This window comes from Pectobacterium sp. CFBP8739 (assembly GCF_013449375.1).
In the GTDB taxonomy this organism is placed as follows: domain Bacteria; phylum Pseudomonadota; class Gammaproteobacteria; order Enterobacterales; family Enterobacteriaceae; genus Pectobacterium.
Genome location: NZ_JACDRR010000010.1, coordinates 20,799 through 40,769, shown reverse-complemented (window position 1 = coordinate 40,769; position 19,971 = coordinate 20,799). Strand labels below are relative to the sequence as shown.

The 19,971-nt window shown below is 52.0% G+C and carries 17 protein-coding genes; 1 reads left to right on the top strand and 16 read right to left on the bottom strand.

Features of this window, described 5'->3' with window-relative positions:
* Positions 1-2 precede the first annotated feature (2 nt).
* The 16 genes from dnaE to rpsB form a co-directional block, all read right to left on the bottom strand.
* Positions 3-3,485, bottom strand: coding sequence for a DNA polymerase III subunit alpha (gene dnaE, locus H0247_RS08650; RefSeq protein ID WP_180742190.1), 3,483 nt, complete (start codon positions 3,483-3,485; stop codon positions 3-5).
* Positions 3,486-3,569: 84 nt separating this feature from the next.
* Positions 3,570-4,166, bottom strand: a complete 597-nt coding sequence (gene rnhB, locus H0247_RS08645) for a ribonuclease HII (RefSeq protein WP_180742189.1) — start codon at positions 4,164-4,166, stop codon at positions 3,570-3,572.
* 32 nt (positions 4,167-4,198) lie between these two features.
* The gene (gene lpxB, locus H0247_RS08640; protein WP_180742188.1) at positions 4,199-5,353 is read right to left on the bottom strand and encodes a lipid-A-disaccharide synthase; all 1,155 of its coding nucleotides are present in this window, start codon (positions 5,351-5,353) and stop codon (positions 4,199-4,201) included.
* A gap of 3 nt (positions 5,354-5,356) precedes the next feature.
* Complete coding sequence (gene lpxA, locus H0247_RS08635) at positions 5,357-6,145, bottom strand: acyl-ACP--UDP-N-acetylglucosamine O-acyltransferase (RefSeq protein ID WP_180742187.1); 789 nt, start codon at positions 6,143-6,145, stop codon at positions 5,357-5,359.
* A gap of 4 nt (positions 6,146-6,149) precedes the next feature.
* Positions 6,150-6,623, bottom strand: a complete 474-nt coding sequence (gene fabZ / locus H0247_RS08630) for a 3-hydroxyacyl-ACP dehydratase FabZ (protein WP_172644777.1) — start codon at positions 6,621-6,623, stop codon at positions 6,150-6,152.
* Positions 6,624-6,707: 84 nt separating this feature from the next.
* On the bottom strand, positions 6,708-7,730 hold the full coding sequence (gene lpxD / locus H0247_RS08625; protein WP_180742186.1) for a UDP-3-O-(3-hydroxymyristoyl)glucosamine N-acyltransferase: 1,023 nt from the start codon (positions 7,728-7,730) through the stop codon (positions 6,708-6,710).
* 3 nt (positions 7,731-7,733) lie between these two features.
* Complete coding sequence (gene skp / locus H0247_RS08620) at positions 7,734-8,231, bottom strand: molecular chaperone Skp (RefSeq protein ID WP_180742185.1); 498 nt, start codon at positions 8,229-8,231, stop codon at positions 7,734-7,736.
* Between the two features lie 142 nt (positions 8,232-8,373).
* Entirely contained in the window at positions 8,374-10,818 is a 2,445-nt protein-coding gene (bamA, locus tag H0247_RS08615) for an outer membrane protein assembly factor BamA (RefSeq protein ID WP_180742184.1), read from the bottom strand.
* Between the two features lie 35 nt (positions 10,819-10,853).
* Positions 10,854-12,209: a sigma E protease regulator RseP gene (rseP, locus tag H0247_RS08610; RefSeq protein ID WP_180742183.1), complete on the bottom strand. Its 1,356-nt coding sequence runs from the start codon at positions 12,207-12,209 to the stop codon at positions 10,854-10,856.
* A 21-nt stretch (positions 12,210-12,230) separates the two neighbouring features.
* The gene (gene cdsA / locus H0247_RS08605; RefSeq protein WP_180742182.1) at positions 12,231-13,088 is read right to left on the bottom strand and encodes a phosphatidate cytidylyltransferase; all 858 of its coding nucleotides are present in this window, start codon (positions 13,086-13,088) and stop codon (positions 12,231-12,233) included.
* Between the two features lie 9 nt (positions 13,089-13,097).
* Positions 13,098-13,859 carry a (2E,6E)-farnesyl-diphosphate-specific ditrans,polycis-undecaprenyl-diphosphate synthase gene (gene ispU / locus H0247_RS08600; RefSeq protein WP_180742181.1) on the bottom strand — a complete coding sequence of 254 codons (762 nt, stop codon included), beginning with the start codon at positions 13,857-13,859 and terminating at the stop codon, positions 13,098-13,100.
* A gap of 220 nt (positions 13,860-14,079) precedes the next feature.
* On the bottom strand, positions 14,080-15,276 hold the full coding sequence (gene ispC / locus H0247_RS08595; RefSeq protein ID WP_180742180.1) for a 1-deoxy-D-xylulose-5-phosphate reductoisomerase: 1,197 nt from the start codon (positions 15,274-15,276) through the stop codon (positions 14,080-14,082).
* Positions 15,277-15,520: 244 nt separating this feature from the next.
* A complete protein-coding gene (gene frr, locus H0247_RS08590; RefSeq protein ID WP_010296407.1) occupies positions 15,521-16,078 on the bottom strand; it encodes a ribosome recycling factor in 558 nt (185 codons plus the stop codon).
* 136 nt (positions 16,079-16,214) lie between these two features.
* Positions 16,215-16,940: a UMP kinase gene (pyrH, locus tag H0247_RS08585; RefSeq protein ID WP_010284821.1), complete on the bottom strand. Its 726-nt coding sequence runs from the start codon at positions 16,938-16,940 to the stop codon at positions 16,215-16,217.
* Between the two features lie 155 nt (positions 16,941-17,095).
* Positions 17,096-17,947 carry a translation elongation factor Ts gene (tsf, locus tag H0247_RS08580; protein WP_010284820.1) on the bottom strand — a complete coding sequence of 284 codons (852 nt, stop codon included), beginning with the start codon at positions 17,945-17,947 and terminating at the stop codon, positions 17,096-17,098.
* Between the two features lie 134 nt (positions 17,948-18,081).
* Positions 18,082-18,807, bottom strand: a complete 726-nt coding sequence (gene rpsB, locus H0247_RS08575; RefSeq protein WP_010284816.1) for a 30S ribosomal protein S2 — start codon at positions 18,805-18,807, stop codon at positions 18,082-18,084.
* Positions 18,808-19,151: 344 nt separating this feature from the next.
* Between rpsB and map the strand changes: the two genes are divergently transcribed.
* Positions 19,152-19,946, top strand: coding sequence for a type I methionyl aminopeptidase (map, locus tag H0247_RS08570; protein WP_180742179.1), 795 nt, complete (start codon positions 19,152-19,154; stop codon positions 19,944-19,946).
* Positions 19,947-19,971 lie beyond the last annotated feature (25 nt).

The window sequence follows — 19,971 nt, the reverse complement described above, 5'->3', positions numbered from 1 at the left end:
TATTAGTCAAATTCCAGTTCCACCTGCTCATTACCCACTAATGTGCGCAGCGCGTTCAGTAGCGCATCGGCAGGCGTTACACGCCATGCTGCGCCGAAACGTAGTCGGGCGCGCGCATCTTCACGCTGGTAATAGAGATGCACTGGGATCGTCCCCGATCGATGGGGTTCCAACGATTGACGGAGACGGTTTAATAGCTGGTCATCAATTTGCCTGTCAGTCAGCGAGATAGCAAGCCCGCGCGCGTATTTTTCCCGCGCTTCACTGATATCCATTAACTCTCGGACGGTCATTTTAAGCCCGCCGCTGAAGTCATCAAAGCTGACCTGTCCACTGGCGATAAGGATACGGTCTTTCTCAAGTAAATGCTGATATTTTTCCAATGCATCGGTAAACAGCATGATCTCAAGCCGACCGGAACGATCGTCCAGCGTACAGACACCAATGCGGTTACCCCGCTTGGTTACCATGACGCGAGCTGCCAACACCAGCCCTACGGCAGTGGTCATTTTACCCCGATCCGTCGGGTGCATATCTTTCAAACGCACGCCACCGGCATAACGTTCGATTTCCTTAATATATTGTGTGATCGGGTGGCCGGTCAGGTACAGCCCCAGCGTTTCCCGCTCCCCATCCAACACCACCTGCTCCGGCCACGGCGGCACGGTGCTGTAAGATTGCTCAACCTGCTCAGGCGCCTCTGCCAGCACACCGAACATATCCACCTGACCAATGGCTTCCGCTTTCGCATGCTGATCGGCAGCTTTAAGCGCATCAGCCAATGAATTCATTAGCGCAGCACGATGCGGCCCAAGGCGGTCAAATGCTCCGGACATAATCAGCTTTTCCAGCACGCGTCGGTTCAGCTTTTTAATGTCGGTACGCGCACAGAGGTCAAACAACTCTCTAAAATAACCGCCTTGATTGCGTGCCTCAATGATGGCCTCAATTGGGCCTTCACCCACGCCTTTAATTGCGCCGATGCCGTAAACAATCTCGCCATCGTCATTCACATGGAAGTGATACAGCCCACTGTTGATGTCAGGAGGCAGGATTTTTAACCCCATCCGCCAGCATTCATCAACCAGCCCGACGATTTTATCCGTATTGTCCATATCAGCTGTCATGACCGCCGCCATGAATTCAGCCGGATAGTGCGCTTTCAGCCACAGCGTCTGGTAAGACACTAGTGCATAAGCGGCAGAGTGAGATTTATTAAAGCCGTAACCAGCAAATTTTTCCACCAGATCGAAGATTTTCATCGACAGTTCACCGTCGACGCCCATCCGCTCCGCCCCGTCTTTAAAGACGGACCGCTGTTTGGCCATCTCTTCCGGTTTTTTCTTACCCATCGCACGGCGTAGCATATCTGCGCCGCCTAGCGTATAGCCAGACAGGACCTGAGCGATCTGCATAACCTGTTCCTGATACAGGATAATGCCGTAGGTCGGTTCCAACACGGGCTTGAGTGATTCGTGCTGCCATTCGATGTCAGGATAGGAGATCGCTTCACGACCATGTTTACGGTCAATAAAGTTATCCACCATGCCAGATTGCAGTGGACCCGGACGGAACAGCGCCACCAGCGCGATCATATCTTCAAAGCAGTCGGGCTTCAGCCGCTTGATCAGATCTTTCATGCCGCGTGATTCAAGCTGGAATACCGCGGTGGTTTCCGAGCGTTGCAGCATATCGAAACTTTTCTTGTCATCAAGCGGGATCGCCGCGATGTCAATCGGTTCCTGCCCCTGCTTCGCGCGGCGGGCGTTAATCATCCCCAGCGCCCAGTCGATGATGGTCAGCGTACGCAGACCTAGGAAGTCAAACTTCACCAGCCCGGCATATTCCACGTCGTTCTTATCGAACTGGGTAACCGGATGATTCCCTTCAGCATCACAGTACAGCGGCGCGAAATCGGTAATCTTGGTGGGGGATATCACCACCCCACCTGCATGTTTACCGGCGTTACGCGTTACCCCTTCGAGTTTGCGCGCCATATCAATGAGAGCCTTAACTTCCTCATCGGCTTCATAAATTTCCGGCAATTGCGGTTCAGCGGCAAAGGCTTTTTCCAGCGTCATGCCCGGGTCGGGCGGCACCAGTTTTGAAATACGATCGACAAATCCATAAGGGTGCCCAAGCACGCGCCCGACGTCACGAATCACCGCTTTCGCCGCCATCGTACCGAAGGTGATAATCTGCGATACCGCATCACGCCCGTACATTTCCGCGACGTGATCGATGACCTTGTCGCGTTTTTCCATACAAAAATCAACGTCAAAGTCGGGCATGGAAACACGTTCAGGATTGAGGAAGCGTTCGAACAGCAGGTCGAATTCCAATGGATCCAGATCGGTGATTTTCAACGCATAGGCCACCAGCGACCCAGCACCGGAACCACGCCCCGGCCCAACAGGCACGTCGTTATCCTTCGACCACTGAATAAACTCCATTACGATCAGGAAGTAGCCGGGGAATCCCATCTGGTTGATAACGCCCAGCTCAATATCCAGACGCTCATCATACTCTGGTCGCCGCGCAGCCCGCTCTTCTGGGTCAGGGAACAGGAATTCGAGGCGTTCCTCCAACCCCTTTTTCGAACACTCAACCAGAAAATCTTCGGTACTCATGTCGCCCGTCGGAAATTTAGGCAGGAAATATTCCCCCAGACGAATCGTTACGTTACAGCGTTTGGCAATTTCAACGCTGTTCGCCAGCGCTTCGGGGATATCCGCAAAGAGCTCGCACATTTCCTCTTCGGTACGCATGTACTGCTGTGGGCTGTAATTACGCGGGCGTTTGGGGTCATCAAGCGTGTAGCCATCGTGGATAGCCACGCGGATTTCGTGAGCGTCAAAATCATCAGTGCTGATAAAACACACTTCATTGGTCGCGACCACAGGCAACCCGTGCTTTGTCGCCAGCTCGACGGCTGCATGCAAATAGCTTTCTTCGTCGGGGCGTGACGTGCGGGTCAGTTCTAGGTAATAACGTTGAGGAAAGTGTTCCTGATAAAACGCCAGACACTGCTCGGCCTGCGTCTGGTTGCCACGTAGCAAGAATCGGCCAACATCACCCCGGCGACCGCCAGACAGTAAAATAAGCCCTTCTTGGTATTCAACAAGCCAATCTCGATCAATGGTTGGCCCCGCCGCGCCATAACCTCGCTGGTAAGCATGGGAAATCAGCAGAGTAAGGTTCTGGTAGCCCGTATTGTTCATCGCCAGAACCGTAAGGGCGGCGAGTTCATCCCCTAATTCGTCGCTTTCGACAGAAAAGTCTGCGCCGATAATCGGCTTGATGCCCGCACCATGCGCGCCGCCATAGAACTTAACCAGCCCGCATAGGTTGGTAAAATCGGTAATCGCCAGCGCTGGCATGCCGAGTGCCGCCGCTTTTTTTACCAGCGGACCGACTTTGGCCAGCCCATCGATCATGGAATAGTCACTATGAACACGCAGGTGAACAAAACGTGGTTCGGCCATATCCAGATCCCAGAACTTATCGATTAGTCAGCATGGCAGGCACGACTACGTGCGCACGCCACACCGAGAGTGAATGATGATGTTTTACGCCAGCCCTAATGCGCGTTTGACTGGCGCGAAGCTCCGACGGTGAAACTCAGTGGCACCCAGTGCGGCCAGTTTCTCCAGATGAAAAGCCGTTGGATAGCCTTTGTGTTGGGCAAAACCATAAGCGGGGAAGCGTTGATCCAACTCGACCATCTCACGATCACGCGTCACTTTCGCCATAATCGAAGCCGCGCTGATTTCTGCCACGCGGCTATCCCCTTTAACCACCGCCTGAGCGGGCATCGGCAGCGCCGGACAACGGTTGCCGTCAATCAGAACAAAATCAGGCACGACTGCCAACCCAGCCACCGCACGTTGCATGGCCAACATGGTTGCATGCAGGATATTCAGTTGATCAATCTCTTCTGGCTCTGCTCGACCAAGGCTCCACGCCAACGCTTTCTCTTTGATTTCATCATAGAGCGCCAACCGACGTTTTTCACTCAGTTGTTTGGAATCCGCCAGCCCGACAATTGGCCGAGTCGGGTCAAGAATCACCGCGGCCGTCACCACTGCGCCAACCAGAGGGCCGCGCCCCACTTCATCAACGCCAGCGATACAGGTCGCCTGCGGATAGATAAATAACTCACTCATGGCTTTATTAACATGGTCTTACGAATAGGGGTTTATGAATGCGGCTTGACTAATTCCAGTACCGCCTGAGCCGCTTGCTCATCAGCGTTACAGCGAATCTGCTGATGCAAATCCACAAATGTCGTACGCAGCGCAGCCGTTTTATCCGAATCTGCGAACAGCGGCAATAGCGCGGCGGCCAGCTTGTCAGGTGAACAGTCGGTCTGAAGCAGTTCCGTTACCAGTTCGCGCCCAGCCAGCAAATTCGGCAACGACACCCACTGTGTTTTGACCAGACGCTGTGCCAACCAGAAGGTAAAGGGTTTCATGCGATAACCCACCACCATCGGGCATTTTGCCAACATGCATTCCAGCGCTGCCGTACCGGATGCCAATAGCGCCGCATCACTGGCAATCATGGCTTCTCGCGCCTGACCATCCAGCAGATGTACGCGTAAATCGGGAGCCACAGTGCTTTTGATCTGCTCAAACTGTTCACGCCGTTTGCTGTTCACCAGCGGAACGACAATTTCCAGATCGGGAAAATGTTGGCGCAGCAGCACAGCGGTCTTGAGGAAATCCGCGCTAAGCATTTCCACCTCTGCGCCGCGGCTACCCGGCAGCAGCGCCAGACAGTGCGCTTCTGGCGCAATACCCAATGTTGCACGCGCCGCCAGCTTATCGGGGTGCAATGGCATTGCATCAGCCATCGTGTGGCCGATAAAGCGACAAGGTACATTGAAACGATCGTAAAACGCTTTTTCAAAAGGCAAAAAGGCCAGCACCAAATTGGTCGCTTTACCTATTTTGAAAACGCGCTTTTGACGCCATGCCCACACGGACGGACTGACGTAGTGAATGGTATTGATGCCGAGCTGCTTGAGGTTACCCTCCAGCGTGATATTGAAATCAGGTGCATCAATCCCCACGAAGACATCGGGCTGAAGTTCGCTGAAACGTTGGGTCAAATCCCGCCGAATTTTCAGCAGGCGAGGAAGCCGCCCAAGCACTTCAACAATGCCCATGACGGCCAGCTCTTCCATCTCGTACCAGGCTTCACAACCTTCAGCCTGCATACGCGGCCCGGCAACGCCAACAAACCGTGCATCAGGCATCTTTTCTTTTAGCGCTCGGATCAGGCCCGCGCCAAGGATGTCGCCGGAAGTTTCCCCGGCGACCAGCCCGATAGTCAAAGGACGCGATGACATGGATTAACGAATGATGCCGCGAGTAGAACGGGCAAAGAAATCGGTAAACGCCTGTACAGCAGGGTATTCCGCTGCCAGTGCTTCAATTTCCGGTTTCACTTCGTCCAGCGTTTTACCGCTGCGGTAGAGCAGTTTGTACGCGTTACGGATCGCGTGCAGGGTCTCTTTCTCGAAACCACGACGCTTCAGGCCTTCAATATTCAGGCCAAACGGCGTGGCATGGTTACCTTGCGCGATAACATACGGCGGCACGTCTTGCGCCACGCCGGAGCATCCACCCACCATGACGTGAGCACCAATAATGCAGAACTGATGTACCGCCGTCATCCCGCCGATAATCGCAAAATCATCGACAGAAACGTGGCCGCCCAACGTTGCATTATTCGCCAGAATACAGCGATTGCCCACCACGCAGTCGTGCGCGATATGCGTATTGATCATCAACAGATTATCGCTACCGACTTTAGTCAACCCACCGCCCTGCGTTGTGCCGCGATGAATCGTGACGCTTTCACGGATGCGGTTACGATCGCCAATCTCAACGCAGGTTGGTTCCCCTGCATATTTGAGATCCTGATTCACTTCACCAATTGACGTGAACTGATAGATTTCGTTATCGCGACCAATTTTAGTGACGCCATTGACGACGACATGTGATTTCAGCACCGTACCCGCACCGATCTCAACCTGAGAACCGATATAGCAGAACGGGCCAATATGAACGCCAGCGCCAATAATGGCACCGTCTTCAACAATCGAACTTGGGTGAATAAAGGCGGTTTGATCAATCACGTTATCAGGACTCCCGACGGCGAGCACACATCATTGACGCTTCGCAGGCCACTTCGCCATCAACTTTGGCAACACCTTTAAAGCGTGCAACGCCACGACGCTCTTTGATGAATTCAACTTCAAGGATCATTTGATCGCCTGGCTGTACAGGGCGCTTAAAGCGCGCTTCGTCAACAGCGGCGAAATAGTACAGCTCACCCGGCTCCAGCTTACCCACGCTTTTAAACGCCAGAATACCCGTAGCCTGAGCCATCGCTTCCAGAATCAGCACGCCGGGGAAAATTGGCTTGCCCGGGAAATGGCCCTGGAAGAAGGGTTCGTTGAAAGAGACGTTTTTCACCGCCCGCAGAAACTTCCCTTCTTCAAAATCCAGTACCCGATCAACCAGTAAAAATGGGAAACGGTGCGGTAATAGTTCTAAAATCTCTTCAATATGCAGAGTATGAGTGTCAGTAGTCAAAATACTCTTCCTGTCCATAAAAACTGATGCCATCAACAACACGGCCTGCACAGACCCTAAATTAGGTGTCTTCAGGCAGGCCGCAAATAAAAACGCGAGTGATTAAACGTTATCGACTTTTCGTTCAACGGCTTTCAACCGTTTGCTTATCTCATCAATATTCATCACCAGCGCTGCGGTTTTACGCCATACTTTGTTGGGTTGCAAAGGAATGCCCGAAGAGTATACCCCAGGTTCTGTGATTGGTCGCATGACCATCCCCATTCCCGTTACCGTCACTTTATCGCAGATTTCCATGTGCCCGTTAATGACGCTGGCACCACCGATCATGCAATAACGACCAATTTTTAAGCTCCCCGCCATAATGACGCCACCCGCTACCGCGGTATTGTCGCCAATCACGACGTTGTGCGCAATCTGACATTGGTTATCAATGATAACACCATTGCCAATGACCGTATCATCCAACGCGCCACGATCGATGGTCGTGCTTGCGCCGATCTCAACTCGGTCGCCAATTCTGACCGTTCCTAACTGCGGGATCTTCACCCAGTTACCGCGATCGTTGGCATAGCCAAAACCGTCTGAGCCGATAACCGTTCCCGACTGAATCAGGCAATGCTCACCCAGCTCAACGCGGTGATAAATCGTGACATTTGCCCACAAACGGGTACCCGCGCCAATACGGGCATCTTTACCGATAAAGCAGCCGGGACCAATAACAACACCATCGCCCAGCTGTGCACCAGATTCAATGACGGCATTTGCACCAACGGACACCTGCTGACCCAGCGTCGCGTCTGGCGCAATAACCGCGCTCGGCGCAATGTCAGTGGCCGGTTGCGGCGTGGTATCCAGCAGTTGCGCCATGCGCGCATAGGTAAGGTAGGGATTCTTCACTACCAGCGCAGTAACCTGACAGTAAGGTAAATCCGCTTCCGTCAGCACGACTGCTGACGCTTGCGTCCCAGCCAGTTGCTCACGGTAACGACTGTCGGAAAGAAACGTAATTTGCCCAGTTTTTGCCGAATGCATAGAAGCAACACCGGTGATGACGATATCGCCATCACCGTGTAATTGTGCATCCAACTGTTGAGCTAACGCATCCAGTCGAATTGAATACATGGTTTATTTAACCTGTTTCAGCACATCGGCAGTAATGTCTTTCGCATTGGCGACATACGCAACAGCGTTAGCGTCAATCACAACATCATAGCCTTCTTTGGTTGCAACCGCTTTCACGGCATCCTGAATACGGCTCAGGATTTTGTTGCGTTCTTCCATCTGACGACGGCGGTTGTCCTGGTCAAAAGCCTGCGCTTTGGTAGAGAACTGCTCACGCTGTGCCATGACATCCTTCTCCATTTTGCTGCGATCGCTCGCTTTCATGGTAGAACCATCACGCTGCAACTTCTGCATCTTGGCCTGTAAATCGTTTTCCATAGATTGCAGTTCAGAAGCACGGCCTTTGAACTCGTTTTCCAGCTGTTTGCCAACGGTTTCACGCTGCGGCAGCTGTTGGAAAATGCTGGAGACGTTAACAACGGCAATTTTATCAGCAGCCTGAACGCTGGCTGAAGCAGCCAATGCTAAACCGAGGCCTGCGGCACATAACCACTTTTTCACTATAAACTCCTCAACCTAACCTATTTGTGTCTTAACACTTTAATTATGGGCATCGCGCCATGACATGAACGGTTTATGTCCAACCATTCATGTCCATGAACAACGATGCGACATTCCCTGCATACAACCTATTGACGTCACACTACCAGGTTTTGCCAATGTTAAACTGGAATTGTTCCGACTTGTCTCCATCGTACTTTTTAACCGGCTGGGCATAGGAGAAGACCAATGGCCCAAGCGGAGACATCCATTGCAATGCGATACCGCTGGAAACACGGAAGTTGCTCGCTTTGCTGTAATCCGGCACGCCTGCGTTCAGTGTTTCAGCCGTATTCTCCCAGTTGGTATCCCACACCGTACCACCATCGACAAAGAAGGAAGTACGCACGGAGCTCGCGTATTTGTCGCTGATAAACGGCGTCGGCACGATCAGTTCCGCGCTCAGCACCGCCATCGCATTACCGCCCACCGCGTCATCCAGATTACTTGAATCAATCGGGCAAGAAGAATAAGAACCTGAGCCAGAACCTACAAGACTCGCAGGGCACTTATAATACGCGGCTTTAGGACCAATGGTGTTTGACTGGAAGCCACGCACCGTGCTGGAACCACCCGCATAGAAGTTGTCGTAGAACGGCACTTCTTTACTACCGATGCCATCTGCAAAGCCCGCACGCGTACGACCCATCACGACCCATTTTCCACTCTCGGTCAATGGATAGTAGCTCGCCGAATCAAACGTCAGCTTGTAATATTCATTATCCGAGCCTGGCACAGCGATCTTGGCATTCGCGGACGCACGTGTCCCTTTCGTCGGGAAGTAACCGCGATCCAGATTGTTATACGACCACCCGGTATTCAGGAAGAAATCGTTCGCTTTGAAGTCAGCGCTAGATTTATTACCTTCTTCAACCACAGATGGATTAACTCCGACGGAATCCAGATAACGCCACATCGCCACCTGCGGTCTCATATCCGACAGATCGTTATGGACATAATCCAGACCGACACGCAGTGAGTTATTCTCGTTAATCGGGAAGCCTAGGGTACTGCCAACGCCGTAGCTCACGTTGGTATAGTCGGACAAATCGGCGTCAGAGGCCTCAAATTTGTTATAGAAGATGCGGCCACCGAGACTAACGCCATCGACGGTAAAGTACGGGTCGGTCAGTGACAATTCGACATACGTCTGGTAGTCGTTTTTCGTCCCGCTGATACCCACGGAGTTACCCGTTCCCAGCCAGTTGTCCTGCTGAACCCCAGCCTGGAAGCTCACGCCACTTTCTGTACCGAAACCGACACCAAAGTTGAATGTCCCTGTATTACGCTCTTTGACTTTATACGTGACATCAACCTGATCGGCGACGCCGGGAACGCGCTGCGTTTCCACATCAACGCTTTCAAAGAAGCCCAGTCGGTTTAGACGCTCTTTGCCCTGTTCAACCAGATCGTTGCCTAACCAGGCACCTTCCATCTGACGCATTTCGCGACGCAGAACGGCGTCTTTCGACGTGTCGTTGCCGTCAAAGCGGATATGACGCACATAGAAACGGTTACCAGCATCAACGTTGATGTTTAATCTCACCGTCTTGTCTGCATCATTAATTTCCGGCTGCGTTACCACGCGCGGATAGGCATAGCCATAACGACCCAGCAGTTTCTTGATGTCCTCTTCCATCCGGGTCACTTTCGTCCCGTTGTAGAGTTCACCCGGTTCAATCTTCGTCAGTCCTTCGATTTCCGCAGAGTGGCCAGCCAGATTGCCTTTCACCGTCACGCCGGACAGCTTGTACTGCTCGCCTTCCGTCATATTGATGGTGATGTAGATACCTTTTTTATCTGGCGTCAGGCTCACCTGAGTAGAATCGATGTTGAAACGCGCATAGCCGCGATCCAGATAGAAACTCCGAAGGGTTTCCAGGTCGCCAGACAGTTTTTGTTTCTGGTATTTACGATCGCCGACCACGTTCCACCACGGCACTTCATCACGCAGTTGGAAACGGGAGATCAATTCGTCGGAGCTGAACGCTTTGTTACCGACAATATTAATCTGTTGGATCTTGGCGGAAACGCCCTCCGTGAAGACCAGTTTCAGGTCTACACGGTTACGTGGAAGTGGCGTGACAACGGCTTTAACCGATGCACTGTACTTACCCACGCTGTAGTAGAAATCTTCCAGTCCTTTTTCGATGCTGGTGAGCGCAGTGCGGTCCAACGCTTCACCGACGCGCACGCCGGAGGCCTCAAGGTTCTCTTTCAGCATATCGTCTTTAACAGACTTATTGCCGGAAAACGTGACGCTGGCGATGGTTGGACGTTCTTTCACCTGCACAATCAGCGTTTCGCCATCGCGCAGGACGCGAACATCTTCAAAATTTCCGGTCGCAAACAAGGCACGGATGGTGTTACCGATATCATCGTCACCGATGGTATCACCAACGCGGACTGGCATACTAAGTAATGCCGCCCCGACGGCAACCCTTTGCAGGCCCTCGAAATGAATGTCCTTCACTACGAACCCGTCTGCACCGTATACGGTTGCGCTGCTGAACAGCAGCGACGCTATGAGCAACTTTTTGATCGCCATCGTTGTTATGCGTTTTTCCTAACCTAATCCCGCGCCTAGAGACGAGAGAAATCATTGAAAAGTGCGAGTCCCATTAACAACATCAGCAACACTGTACCAATGCGATAGCTAACGTCCTGCACACGCTCAGAAACCGGCCTACCCTTCAGCTTTTCAACTGCAAGAAAGAGCAGGTGTCCACCATCCAATACCGGCAGAGGGAACAGATTGATGATCCCCAAATTGACGCTAATTAAGGCCAAAAACATCAGGTAATAAATCAATCCATAATCTGCTGACATTCCTGCACCCTGAGCAATCGAAATGGGACCACTCAGGTTGTTCAGCTTAACATCACCCATAACCAGTTTCCCTAACATACTGACGGTCAATTTCATCAGTTGCCAGGTTTTATCTGTTGCCTGGTAGATTGCGCTAAACGGCCCATACTGGCGCACAGTTCTGTATTCTTCAGGCAGTGGCGTCACACTTGGCATAACGCCCGCCAGCCCTTCAACTCTGCCACTCCCCACAGATTTGCTGTCTGGCGTTAACGTCAACGGTACTGTTGCACCGTTCCGCTCCACCTCCAGCGCAATAGATTGCCCAGGGTTGTCACGCACGGCGATAACAAAATCACGCCATTGCGCTAGCACCTGCCCGTCGACTTTAACGATCCTATCTCCGACTTGCAAACCTGCTTTTTCCGCCGCCGACCCAGCCTGCACCTGATGCAGTACCGGCTCAATTTGCGGACCACGCGGAATAATCCCGAGCGAGGCGGCGGGATCTTGCTTATCAGGCTCAAACTGCCACTCGCGCAAATCCAGCGTTTTCTGGACAACACGGTCAGAGCCTAACGGTGCGGTTCCGATCACCACCTCGCTACCGCCGATTTTACCGATCAGCGCCAGACGCGCAGTATCCCAATCAGGCGTTTCGATACCGTCAACGGACTTTAGTTCCATTCCTGCCGACATTTCCGCCTGCGCCGCAATGGAGTTGGGCAGTATTTCACCCACTACCGGACGCACTCCCGGTACGCCGAGAATAAACACCAGCCAGTACGCCACAATGGCAAACAGGAAATTGGCAATCGGACCCGCGCTAACAATAGCCGCACGCTGCCAGACCGTTTTACTGTTAAATGACTGGTGACGGAATTCTGGCGCGACCGTATCGACACGCTCATCCAGCATCTTCACGTAGCCGCCAAGCGGGATCAGCGCAATCACGAATTCTGTACCGGTGCGATCGCGACGACGCCATAGCGCGCGTCCGAAACCGACGGAGAAGCGTTCGACCTTCACACCACAGCGGCGCGCTACCCAGAAATGCCCAAATTCATGGACAGTGACCAGCACACCCAGTGCGATGATAAACGCGGCAAGATTCCAGAGAAAACTCAGCATAAATAGCTCTACCGCTTTATTCTAAGCCACTTTAAACAGCAGCAGCATCAGGCAAGAGAACACAGGAACCGCAGCAGTCAGGCTGTCGATACGATCGAGCACGCCACCGTGCCCCGGAATCAAATGGCTACTGTCTTTGATGCCCGCCTCGCGTTTGAACATACTTTCCGTCAAATCACCCAGCACCGAGGCCAACGCAGCGGCGATAGAACAAATCAACAACGTCGATGGCGCTATCGTTAAGGGCGCATACAGGCTAAACAGCACGGAAATGAGCGCGGAGGTTGCCAGGCCACCGAGAAAGCCTTCCCAGGTTTTGCCCGGTGAGACTTTTGGCGCGAGCTTACGCTTACCAAACAGTTTACCGAACATGTAGGCACCGCTGTCCGCGCCCCACACCAGCAGCATGACGTACAGCAGCCACCAAGCGCCTGCAAATGGGTTAATCGCGTAATTGTAATGGCGAAGCGCGACCATGCCCCAGAAAAACGGCACGATCGTCATGATACCGAATACCAGTCGCAATGTACGCGAATGACGCCAGAATGAGGCGGAAGCCGGATAGAACAGCACCAACAGCAGCGCGACACCCCACCACACCAGTGATGACCAGAGCGCGATACTGATTTGTGGAATATGGACGGAATAATGGTAGGCCGGGAGTGATAACAGCATCAGCGCCAGCAAGAAACCACACAGGATCGCGAGCCACAGGCGTTGACCATAAGAGGCAAACCCTGCCAACTGACCCCATTCCCATGCAGCCAGCATACAGACAGCCAGCGTAACAAGCGTGAATCCCAGAGGAGGCAGCAAGAAAAGCGCTGCAATAACAATCGGGATCAAAATAAAAGCAGTAATCAGGCGATACTTCAGCAAAAGTTCCCCCTAGGATGCATCAGCATCGATAGGTGTTGTTCCCCCGAAGCGGCGCTCGCGTTGTGCAAAAGCATTCAGCGCACCTTCAAAGACTTGTTCATCGAAATCAGGCCAGAGGACATCAGTAAAGTAAAGTTCAGCATAAGCAATTTGCCACAGAAGAAAATTACTGATGCGGTGTTCTCCACCGGTTCTGATCACCAAATCAACCGGAGCCAGATCATGCAGACAGATGTACTGACATAATGATGCTTCATCAATACTATCAGGACGCAGAATGCCTTCCTGCACCTGTTCTGCAAGTTGCCGTACTCCCTGAATAATATCCCAACGGCCGCCATAATTCGCGGCAATATTCAGTGTGAGCCCCTGATTCTTTTCCGTCAGTGCTTCTGAACGGCGGATTCGCTCTTGTAAACGCGGACTGAAGCGGCCGATATCGCCAATGACCCGCAAGCGAACATTGTGCTTGTGCAGGCTTTTCACTTCGCTGTCCAGCGCTCTAACAAACAGTTCCATGAGTGCGGAAACTTCCTGCGCCGGACGGTTCCAGTTTTCACTGCTAAATGCGTAAAGTGTCAGTGCGTCCAGCCCTTGGCTTACTGCAAAACTGACCGAACGCCGCACAGCTTTTACACCAGCCTGATGGCCAAAAATCCGCATTTTCCCTCGGCTTTTTGCCCAGCGACCATTGCCATCCATGATAATGGCAACATGCCGCGGCCCGGCGGGTGGCAGATCGTTAGTATTTTTTTGATTATCGGACGGCATAACGCGTACTTATTTCCTCAAGCAAGAAATACAACAGTCCTTCCGTAACATCAGACCCCGTTAGCGCAAAAAAAGCCGTGAACGATCACGGCTTAGCTTCACGGTCGATTAAACAACTTTCGCATAATCAACCATTGAGTGGCGCAGACTATACCACCTCCACCGCACATGAACAAATTGTGCCACGGCGCTATCTAGCTATCGCGCGTGCGTTATCCAGCTATCGCGCATAATGTGTCAGGGTCTGTGTTGCGACCTGTCTGGCCCAGCGGTCGATAAACAGAACATCATCAACGCTGGTGGGTTCTGGTAATGTAAGTTGTTCAATAACATGACGATTTACCGACGCAATATCCGTAAAACGGATCTGCGACTGCAAAAATGCCGCTACCGCAATTTCATTTGCGGCGTTTAATGCCGTGGTGGCCGACTGACCATGATTACAGGCATCAATAGCGAGCTGTAAACAAGGATAGCGCGCATAGTCCGGTGCCAAAAATGTCAGCGCGCCAATCTGGCAGAAATCTAACGCTTTTACACCCGATGCCACACGTTCGGGATAAGCCATTGCATGGGCAATCGGCGTACGCATGTCAGGCGATCCCAACTGCGCCAGAACGCTGCCATCACGGTAACGCACCATCGAGTGAATCACGGACTGCGGATGAATAATGACTTCCATCTGTTCGGCAGAAGCATTAAACAACCAGCGCGCTTCGATATACTCCAGCCCTTTGTTCATCATCGTGGCTGAATCAACCGAAATTTTGCGCCCCATTGACCAGTTTGGATGCGCACACGCCTGATCTGGCGTCATGCCCGCCAGCGCCGACACCGGAGTTTCACGAAACGGCCCACCGGAACCGGTCAGAACAATACGTTCGACCCCATGCTGCGACAATGAAGCGTAGCCTAATTGACGCTGAATTTGCTCAGGTAAACTCTGAAAAATCGCATTATGTTCGCTATCAATCGGTAAAAGCTGTGCGCCACTTTGCGCCACGGCGTCCATAAACAGACGTCCGCAGGTCACCAGCGATTCTTTGTTCGCCAACAACACCTGTTTTCCAGCATGAATGGCCGCGAGTGTTGGCAATAGCCCTGCGGCTCCCACAATCGCGGCCATGACCTGATCGACGCCATCCAATGCAGCAAGGTCACACGCGGCTTGCTCGCCAGCCAGCACTTCCGTTTTACAACCATATTCCGCCAACTGCTGGCGCAGAGCAGTTGCTGAGGCTTCATCAGCCATTGAGGCATAGGCGGGTTGGAAAGTGAGGCACTGCTCCAGCATCAACTTGACGTTGTACCCGGCGGATAACGCGCGTACGGCAAATTTATCGGGATTGGCTTTAATGACTGCCAGCGAACTGACGCCAATAGAGCCAGTGGAACCAAGAATTGTCAGTTGCTTCATTAAAAATGCTCTGAATAACCGGATTTGATGACAGGAAGGTACACGAGTCTGAGGCGATTACCATGATATATCTCTGCTATCGATCACAGTCACGACAGTCGCAGGCATATACACAGCAAAAAAATTGTTTACTACCCAGAGGGGCTAGCCTTCACCCATTCCTTGTATAACCATAAAATAAAGCGCCGCCGGAAAAAGAGGGCAAGCCCACAGATTCCCTGCGACGCACTATTTAACAGGCTGATTAGAACTCCATCAGCTCCGCTTCTTTCTCTGCCAGAGCGACGTCCACTTTCTTAATGAAGTTGTCAGTCAGTTTCTGCACGTCGTCCTGAGCGCGACGTTCTTCATCTTCGCTGATCGCTTTATCTTTCAGCAGCGCTTTCAGTTTGTCGTTAGCATCACGGCGCACGTTACGTACGGAGATACGACCCTGCTCAGCTTCGCCACGAACCACTTTGATCAGGTCTTTACGGCGCTCTTCCGTCAGCGGTGGCAACGGAACACGGATTACGGTGCCAGCAGAAGACGGATTCAGGCCGAGGTCGGAAGCCATGATCGCTTTCTCAACGGCCGGGCCAAGTGAACGATCGAATACCGAAATCGCCAGCGTGCGGGAATCTTCTACGACAACGTTCGCAACCTGACGCAGTGGCGTTGCGCTGCCATAGTATTCAACCTGGATGCCATCGAGAATGCTAGGCGATGCACGGCCGGTACGGATTTTGCTGATCTGATTTTTAAACGCTTCAACACATTTGTCCATGCGCGTTTCAGCATCTTTTCTGATTTCATTAGTCACGTTGTGAACCCTTGAAAACTGGTTGCCTGGCAGGCCATGTCAGTACATGACCCGGTGAATAATTAATGCCAGCGCGCGGCTGGCGTATGGCGCAATACTGGGGGGTATAGTACCCCATAATTGGCGTGAGCCGTTATTACTGACTAATCAACGTCCCTTCTTTTTCACCCATGACAACGCGACGCAGTGCGCCTGGCTTGTTCATGTTGAAAACACGGATTGGTAAATTATGGTCGCGTGCCAGCGTGAACGCGGCAAGATCCATGACTTTCAGCTCACGTTCTAACACGTCTTGATAGGTTAGCGTTTCATACATCGTCGCTGAAGGATCTTTGACGGGATCGGCAGAATAGACGCCATCGACTTTTGTCGCTTTCAATACGACATCCGCTTCAATTTCAATGCCGCGCAGACAAGCCGCAGAATCCGTGGTGAAGAAAGGGTTGCCTGTTCCGGCTGAGAAGATCACTACGCGGTTATTACGCAGCAGGCTAATCGCCTCTGCCCAGCTGTAGTTGTCACAGACGCCATTCAGCGGAATAGCAGACATCAGGCGAGCGTTCACATAGGCACGGTGCAACGCATCACGCATTGCCAGACCATTCATGACGGTCGCCAGCATTCCCATGTGGTCGCCCACAACGCGGTTCATACCCGCTTTAGCCAGACCCGCGCCACGAAACAGGTTACCACCGCCGATAACCACACCGACCTGAATGCCTAACTCAACCAGTTCTTTCACTTCCTGAGCCATGCGATCCAGAATGCTCGCATCGATACCAAAACCTTCAGTTCCCTGTAAAGCTTCGCCACTGAGCTTCAGCAGGATTCGTTGATAGACGGGTTTTGCATTGGTTGCCATGGTGTTCTTATCCTACAGGCTGTCGTCGTATTGGGGGGTTGTAAAAATCAAAACTGTTCCACTCGGCTCCTATCTGAATGCAGGAAACCAAGCGAACTAAAACTCTTTGGGCTGGATAAAAAGGAACCGCCAACTGGCGGCTCTTTTTTTTGCTATTAAGACTGCTTACTCATTGCTGCAACTTCAGCAGCAAAGTCAGTCTCAACTTTCTCAATACCTTCACCCACTTCGAAACGGATGAAGTTAGTCACGTCAGCGTTGTGCTCTTTCAGCAGTTGACCAACAGACTTAGCTGGATCCATAACGAAAGGCTGACCCGTCAGAGAAACTTCACCGGTGAATTTCTTCATACGGCCTTCAACCATTTTCTCTGCGATTTCTTTCGGCTTGCCAGACTGCATCGCGATTTCCAACTGAACCTGGTACTCTTTCTCTACCACTTCAGCAGACACGTCTTCTGGCTTAACGAATTCTGGTTTGCTTGCTGCAACGTGCATAGCCAGGTGTTTAACCAGCTCTTCGTCAGCGCCTTTAGCGGCAACCAGAACACCGATGCGCGCACCGTGTTGGTAGTTACCCAGAACTTCGCCTTCCAGAGCGGAAACGCGACGGATGTTGATGTTCTCACCGATTTTCGCAACCAGTGCAACACGCTCTTCTTCGAACTGTGCTTTCAACACGTCAACGTCAGTGATTTTGCCTGCAACCGCAGCGTCCAGCACTTTGTCAGCAAATGCCTGGAAACCAGCGTCTTTAGCAACGAAGTCGGTCTGGCAGTTAACTTCCAGGATCACAGCGTAGTTACCGTCGATCTTAGTCTTGATCACGCCATCAGCAGCAACGTTACCTGCTTTCTTCGCAGCTTTAATTGCGCCAGATTTACGCATGTTTTCGATTGCCAGCTCGATGTCGCCGTTAGCTTCAACCAGCGCTTTCTTACATTCCATCATGCCCGCAGCGGTACGCTCACGCAGCTCTTTTACCAGGGATGCGGTAATTTCAGCCATTCTAAAATCCTCGGAAGATTTGTTCTGCCTGGTCGTCACAACCAAACAGCTTTAAAAGTGAAAAAGGGGCCATAAAAAGGCCCCTAACCAAACTAGTACTACCTGGTTAATAAGGGCTCAACGAGCCAGACTTATTATTCAGCTTCTACTAAGCCTTCTTCTGCCTGCACAGCCAGATCTTGAGAACGGCCTTCGCGGACAGCAGTAGCAACAGCGCTCAGGTACAGGCTAACTGCACGGATTGCGTCATCGTTACCAGGGATGATGTAGTCAACGCCATCTGGATCGGAGTTGGTATCAACCACTGCGAATACCGGAATACCCAGGTTGTTAGCTTCTTTGATTGCGATGTGCTCGTGATCGGCGTCGATAACGAACAGCGCGTCTGGCAGACCGCCCATATCTTTGATACCGCCCAGGCTGTTTTCCAGCTTGTCCAGTTCACGAGTGCGCATCAGCGCCTCTTTTTTGGTCAGCTTGTCGAACGTGCCGTCTTGAGATTGGGTTTCCAGATCTTTCAAACGTTTGATGGACTGACGAACGGTTTTCCAGTTAGTCAGCATACCGCCCAACCAACGATGGTTCACGAAGAACTGATCGCAGTTGTTGGCTGCATCTTTTACCGCTTCGCTTGCTGCGCGCTTAGTACCAACGAACAGAATTTTTCCTTTGCGAGAAGCAATTTTGCTCAGTTCAGCCAGAGCGTCGTTGAACATTGGTACAGTTTTTTCAAGGTTGATGATGTGAACTTTGTTACGTGCACCGAAGATGAATGGCTTCATTTTCGGGTTCCAGTAACGGGTCTGGTGACCAAAGTGTACGCCAGCCTTGAGCATATCGCGCATGGAAACAGTTGCCATGATTACCTCTATTAATTAAGTATGGGGTTATGCCTCCACATGTCCCATTGCGCCGACCCCATCCGGTGAAACACCTCAGGAGCACCCCGGCGAACGTGCCGACATGTGTGTGTTATTTACACAAAGTGAGTTTAGTCGATGTGGTTGAATACCGTATAACCGATATCCAGCCGGATCATCGGCGCGCTTTATACCATAAATCCCCCAGCGACACCAACATTTGTTATTCAATCGTCCACAAATCAGAATGATAGTTTGGCAAGCCAGCGGCATGGCTGGTAACATAAGTTATTAGTTATCGCTCTTAATTTTTGTGCTTAACAGGCACCTGCGGACAATCATCAATGGCAATTTCAATTAAAACTCCTGAAGACATCGAAAAAATGCGCGTAGCTGGCCGTCTGGCTGCCGAGGTTCTCGAAATCATCGAACCCTATGTGGTGCCAGGCGTGAGTACCGCCGAGTTGGACAGAATCTGTCACGATCACATCACCAACAAGCAGCAGGCCATTTCTGCTTGTCTGGGCTATCACGGCTTCCCGAAATCCGTCTGCATCTCCATCAACGAAGTGGTGTGCCACGGCATTCCTAGCGACGACAAAATCCTTAAAGATGGTGATATCGTCAATATCGACGTCACCGTCATCAAAGACGGCTTCCACGGCGATACCTCAAAAATGTTCATCGCAGGCAAGCCAACCATTCTGGGCGAGCGCCTCTGTCGCATCACGCAGGAAAGCCTCTATCTGGCGCTGAAAATGGTGAAACCCGGCATTCGCTTGCGTACGTTGGGTAAAGCTATCCAGCAGTTTGCGGAAGGGAATAACTTCTCCGTCGTGCGTGAATATTGTGGCCACGGTATCGGTAAAGGCTTCCATGAAGAGCCGCAGGTTCTGCACTATGATGCCGATGACGGCGGTGTGGTGTTGCAGGCGGGTATGGCCTTTACGATCGAGCCCATGCTCAATGCCGGTGATTTCCGTATTCGCACGATGAAAGACGGCTGGACGGTAAAAACCAAAGATCGCAGCTTGTCGGCACAGTACGAGCATACTATTGTGGTAACTGATAACGGCTGCGAAATAATGACGTTGCGAAAGGATGACACCCTCCCCAACATCATCACGCATGAAGAGTAAACACTAAGCCGGCAGATGCCGGCTT

Bases quoted from the DNA above. Each gene is read 5' to 3' on its own strand.
- dnaE (WP_180742190.1), bottom strand. From the start codon at position 3,485: ATGGCCGAACCACGTTTTGTTCACCTGCGTGTTCATAGTGACTATTCC.
- rnhB (WP_180742189.1), bottom strand. From the start codon at position 4,166: ATGAGTGAGTTATTTATCTATCCGCAGGCGACCTGTATCGCTGGCGTT.
- lpxB (WP_180742188.1), bottom strand. From the start codon at position 5,353: ATGTCATCGCGTCCTTTGACTATCGGGCTGGTCGCCGGGGAAACTTCC.
- fabZ (WP_172644777.1), bottom strand. From the start codon at position 6,623: ATGGACAGGAAGAGTATTTTGACTACTGACACTCATACTCTGCATATT.
- lpxD (WP_180742186.1), bottom strand. From the start codon at position 7,730: ATGTATTCAATTCGACTGGATGCGTTAGCTCAACAGTTGGATGCACAA.
- bamA (WP_180742184.1), bottom strand. From the start codon at position 10,818: ATGGCGATCAAAAAGTTGCTCATAGCGTCGCTGCTGTTCAGCAGCGCA.
- rseP (WP_180742183.1), bottom strand. From the start codon at position 12,209: ATGCTGAGTTTTCTCTGGAATCTTGCCGCGTTTATCATCGCACTGGGT.
- ispU (WP_180742181.1), bottom strand. From the start codon at position 13,859: ATGCCGTCCGATAATCAAAAAAATACTAACGATCTGCCACCCGCCGGG.
- ispC (WP_180742180.1), bottom strand. From the start codon at position 15,276: ATGAAGCAACTGACAATTCTTGGTTCCACTGGCTCTATTGGCGTCAGT.
- pyrH (WP_010284821.1), bottom strand. From the start codon at position 16,940: ATGGCAACCAATGCAAAACCCGTCTATCAACGAATCCTGCTGAAGCTC.
- tsf (WP_010284820.1), bottom strand. From the start codon at position 17,947: ATGGCTGAAATTACCGCATCCCTGGTAAAAGAGCTGCGTGAGCGTACC.
- rpsB (WP_010284816.1), bottom strand. From the start codon at position 18,807: ATGGCAACTGTTTCCATGCGCGATATGCTCAAGGCTGGCGTACACTTT.
- map (WP_180742179.1), top strand. From the start codon at position 19,152: ATGGCAATTTCAATTAAAACTCCTGAAGACATCGAAAAAATGCGCGTA.